At 70.5% G+C, this 4,491-nt stretch carries 4 protein-coding genes; all 4 read right to left on the bottom strand.

Going from position 1 to position 4,491, the window contains the following annotated elements:
* Positions 1–136: 136 nt before the first annotated feature.
* On the bottom strand, positions 137–1,099 hold the full coding sequence (locus KDH83_RS29695) for a Nudix family hydrolase (protein ID WP_212322408.1): 963 nt from the start codon (positions 1,097–1,099) through the stop codon (positions 137–139).
* Positions 1,092–1,958: an ATP-binding protein gene (locus KDH83_RS29690; protein ID WP_212322406.1), complete on the bottom strand. Its 867-nt coding sequence runs from the start codon at positions 1,956–1,958 to the stop codon at positions 1,092–1,094. Before KDH83_RS29690 ends, KDH83_RS29695 begins: the two co-directional genes overlap by 8 nt.
* A 285-nt stretch (positions 1,959–2,243) precedes the next feature.
* A complete protein-coding gene (argJ, locus tag KDH83_RS29685) occupies positions 2,244–3,470 on the bottom strand; it encodes a bifunctional glutamate N-acetyltransferase/amino-acid acetyltransferase ArgJ (protein WP_212322404.1) in 1,227 nt (408 codons plus the stop codon).
* 195 nt (positions 3,471–3,665) lie between these two features.
* Positions 3,666–4,491: hypothetical protein (locus tag KDH83_RS29680; protein ID WP_212322402.1), on the bottom strand; the 826-nt coding region annotated here is incomplete at its 5' end.

Here is a 4,491-nt window from a genome sequence, read left to right as displayed (position 1 = left end):
GTCATGGCGTGCTCCTCGGAATGTGCATGACGCACTTCCGTTGTAACCAAGACCAGAGAGGCCTGCCTATTGTGGTCTACCGAGGGGCGAAACGGGCCGGGGACGCCGCGCACGCGCGCGGACGTCCCGGACGTACTCAGATGAGTCCGCGTATTCCCGCGATGCCGTGCGCGCCATGGCGCAACGCCTGCGACACGGTCTGCTCGGACTGGCCGCCGAGCGCATACACCGGCAGGCCGGCGTCGCGGTTGCCGGCCACGAAGCCCTCCCAGCCCAGCGTCGGCGCGCCGGGATGGCTGGGCGTGTCCAGCACCGGGCCCAGCACGGCGAAGTCGGCGCCCAGATCGCGCGCATGCGTGACCTGGGCGTTGTCGTGCGCCGATGCGCCGACCAGCGCGCCTTCGGGCAGCGCAGGGCGCGCGTCCAGGCGGGCTGCGTCGGCGGCGCGCAGGTGCACGCCGTCGGCTTCCTTCCACCAGGCGGCCGGATGGATGCTGTTGACCAGCAGGCGCGCGCCGGCGGCGTGGCAGCGTTGCTTCACCTGCAGCAGCGCTTCATGCAGCGAGGCGGCGCCGGGGCCGTCGGGCCATTGCGGCTCGCGCAGCTGCACCAGCTTCACGCCGCGCGCCAGCGCCGCGTCCAGCCGGCCCAGGAAAGCCGGCAGGCCCGCGCGCGAGCCGATGGAACTGATGCCGTAGCGGGTCGGCAGCTGCAACCAGCGCAGCGGCGGCAGCGTGGCGGGCAGGAGGTCGCCGACCTCGGCCGCGCGCGCCGGGTCCACCCATTCCAGGCGCTGGTTCTCCAGGCCGCGCGGCTCGCCTTCCCAGCCGGTGACGTGGCAGAACGCCAGCCGTACCGTGGTGTGGGGATAGACGTGCACATAGGTGACCCAGGGGCGCGATTGCGTGACGCGGATGCCGATTTCCTCGTGCAGCTCGCGCGCCAGCGCCTGCAGCACGGTCTCGCCGGGCTCCAGCTTGCCGCCGGGCAGTTCCCACCAGCCCGACCAGGGCTTGCCTTCGGGACGCTGCCCCAGCAGCAGTTTGCCGTCCGGGCGCAGGATCAGGCCGGCGGCGACATCGACGATTTTTTCAGACATGACGGGCAGCCCAGTCACGGGCGAATTGGTAGGCGACGCGTCCCGAGCGCGAACCGCGCTCCAGCGTCCATTGCAGGGCCTCGGTGCGCGAGGGCTCGATGTGCTGTTCCGGGCAACCCAGCTCGCGCAGCCAGTGGTAGACGATGTCCAGGTAGTCGTCCTGCTTGAAGGGATAGAACGACAGCCACAGGCCGAAGCGCTCGGACAGCGAGATCTTTTCCTCGACCGTTTCGCCGGGATGGATTTCGCCGTCCGGCTGGTGCTTGGCCTGCAGGTTCTCGCTCATGTATTCCGGCATGAGGTGGCGGCGGTTGGACGTGGCGTAGATCAGCACGTTGTCGCCCGAGGCGGCCACCGAGCCGTCCAGCACCGACTTCAGCGCCTTGTAGCCGGCCTCGCCTTCCTCGAAGGACAGGTCGTCGCAGAACACGATGTAGCGCTCGGGCCGGCCGGCGACCAGCTCGACGATGTCGGCCAGGTCGCCCAGGTCGGACTTGTCCACTTCGATCAGGCGCAGGCCGCGATCGGCGTAGGCCGCCAGCATGGCCTTGACCAGCGAGCTCTTGCCGGTGCCGCGCGCGCCGGTCATCAGCACGTTGTTGGCGGGCTTTTTTTCGATGAACTGCTGGGTGTTGCGGTCGATGACGTTTTTCTGGCGCTCGATGTGCTGCAGGTCGTCGAGGTCGATGCGGGCCACGTGGCGCACCGAGTCGAGCCAGCCGCGCGCGCCGCGCTTGCGCCAGCGGTAGGCATGGGCGGTCCAGTCGATCTCGGGCGTGGCGGGCGGCAGCCAGGCTTCGAGCTGGGACAGCACGCGCTCGGCGCGCTGGATGAGGGTGGTGAATTCGTTTGCGGTCACGGTTGTGGTCCTTGGATGGGCTGACGGGCCTGCGGCCATCGGGCCGCGGCGCGTCCGCGTTTGTCTTCGGATGGGCGACATCCGAGTCGCATGAGGCGGGCAGGATTCCTGGAGGATTTCGCGCAACCGACCTTGTGAGTCGGCGGCATCATCCTGCCAAGAATCAAGCACGTCAATGAGGCAGGGCCTGCACGATCCGGGCCGCGCGGAGCCGGCTTTGCCGGTCCGCAGCGGCGCCCCCTTGAGGGGGAAGCGCGTAGCGCTTCGGGGGTGGGCCAAACCACTTCAGGAACGGTAATCGGCGTTGATCGACACGTACTCGTGCGAGAAGTCGCAGGTGTAGACGGTGTCGCTGACCTGGCCGCGGCCCAGCGCGATGCGCACGGCGATCTCGGCCTGCTTCATGACGCGCTGGCCGTCGGCTTCCTGGTAGGCCGGATTGCGGCCGCCGTTGACGGCGACCAGCACATCGTCCAGCCACAGGCGGATGTTCGAGACGTCCAGGTCGTCGATGCCGGCATAGCCCACCGCGGCCAGGATGCGGCCCAGGTTGGGATCCGAGGCGAAGAAGGCGGTCTTGACCAGCGGCGAGTGCGCCACGGCGTAGGCCACCTTCAGCGCTTCTTCGGTGCTGCCGGCTTCCTCGACGCGGATGGTCATGAACTTGGTGGCGCCTTCGGCGTCGCGCACGATCTTCTGCGCCAGCTCCAGCGCGGCGGCGGTCAGGGCCTGGCGCACGGCGGCGTAGTTGGCGTCGGACTCGGCGTTCACCTCGACGCCGGACTTGCCGGTGGCGGCGATGATGAAGGAGTCATTGGTGGACGTGTCGCCGTCGACCGTGATGCGGTTGAACGAGGCGTCGGCGATCTCGCGGGCCAGCTTGCCCAGCAGCGGCTGGGCGATGCCGGCGTCGGTGGCCAGGAAGCTCAGCATGGTGGCCATGTTGGGCCGGATCATGCCGGCGCCCTTGCTGATGCCGGTGAAGGTGACGGTCTTGCCGCCGATCTGGACCTTGCTGGAATGGACCTTGGGCAGCGTGTCCGTGGTCATGATGCCGTGGGCGGCGCTGAACCAGTGGTCCGGGCCGAGGTTGGCGATGGCGGCGGGCAGGCCGGCGACCAGGCGGTCCAGCGGCAGCGGCTCCAGGATGACGCCGGTGGAGAAGGGCAGGACCTCGGCGGCGGGCACGCCCAGCAGCTTGCCCAGCGCGGCGCAGGTGTCCTTGGCCTTTTGCAGGCCTTCGTCGCCGGTGCCGGCGTTGGCGTTGCCGGTATTGATGACCAGCGCGCTGATCGGGCCGCCGGCGGCCAGATGGGCCTGGCAGACCTGTACCGGCGCGGCGCAGAAACGGTTGCGCGTGAACACGCCCGCCACGCTGGTGCCGGGCGCGAAGCGGAACACGGTCAGATCGCGTCGGTTGGCTTTGCGGATGCCGGCCTCGGTAACGCCGATTTCAACGCCGGCAACAGGGAAAATTTCGGACTCGGAGGGGATCTGCAGGTTAACGGCCATGACTTCGTCTCTATCAATGAGCAGGACGGAACCGCCGCCCGCTGGGCGGCGCGTGGGGGAAAGCTGGCTATTATCCCACCGCTTTGCTGCAGGGCAGGGATCACGGCAAGGCGGACCGCCGGGAGGGGCGCGAACGCCCGGGCGCCATGGCGGCTGGGGGTGGATTTCGTGCGGGCGTAGCTGCGGGACAGCACGCTAGGGTCCGACCCGGACCGCGGCCACATCCAGCACGCCGGCATCGCGGTTGGACAGGACCGCGCGCACCGCGCCGTCCGGCGCCTGCAGCACCGAGCTGCCGGCCGCCACGTCCGTGCCGCCGGCGCGCCGCGCCACGCGGCCGCGCGAGGCCGAGAACAGCAGGTCGCCGGGCTGGGCGCCAGCCGCGCGCAGGCCGCCCGACAGCACGCGGGTGCCGGCGGGATAGGTCATCTCGCCCAGCGTGGTCTCGCGCGACAGCAGTCCCTCGAAACCCAGCAGCTGGCGGCGGGCATCCAGCCGCAGTTCCAGCTTCAGCAGCGACAGCTTCTCCACGTCCATGGGCTCGCTGCCCTCGGTGCGCAGCAGCCAGCGCGCGCCGGTGCCCGCGCCCGCCTGTTCGATGGGCTGGCCGCGCACGGCCGGGTCCACCTGGATCCAGGTGCCCGGCGGAACTGGCTGCCCGTCCAGCTGGTTGCCGATGGCCAGATGGCAGCTGGCGAAACGGGGCTGGCCGCCCATCATGACGAATTCGACGCGGTGGCCGTGGGCGCACAGCCAGCCCTCCTGGGCCTGGTCGCGGGCGATCTCCACGGACAGGGTTTCCGGCTGCCGGGTGGTCGCCGCGTAGCGGTACAGGCCGGCGCTTTCCAGGCCATGGACCAGGCCCGGCTGGCCGTCGGGGAAGCGGGCGCGGTCGAAGGAGGACAGCTCGCCCGGCGTGGCCAGCCGCAGCACGGTGCCGGCGGGCATGTCCCCGCCGGCGGCGCGGGGGGGGGGGGCCCGCACGCCGCGGCGTCCGGCGGCGGCCCGGGCGTCGCGGCCG

The sequence above is a fragment of the Achromobacter sp. Marseille-Q0513 genome, assembly GCF_018195695.1.
In the GTDB taxonomy this organism is placed as follows: domain Bacteria; phylum Pseudomonadota; class Gammaproteobacteria; order Burkholderiales; family Burkholderiaceae_B; genus Achromobacter.
This window is presented reverse-complemented; position numbering and strand designations above follow the sequence as displayed.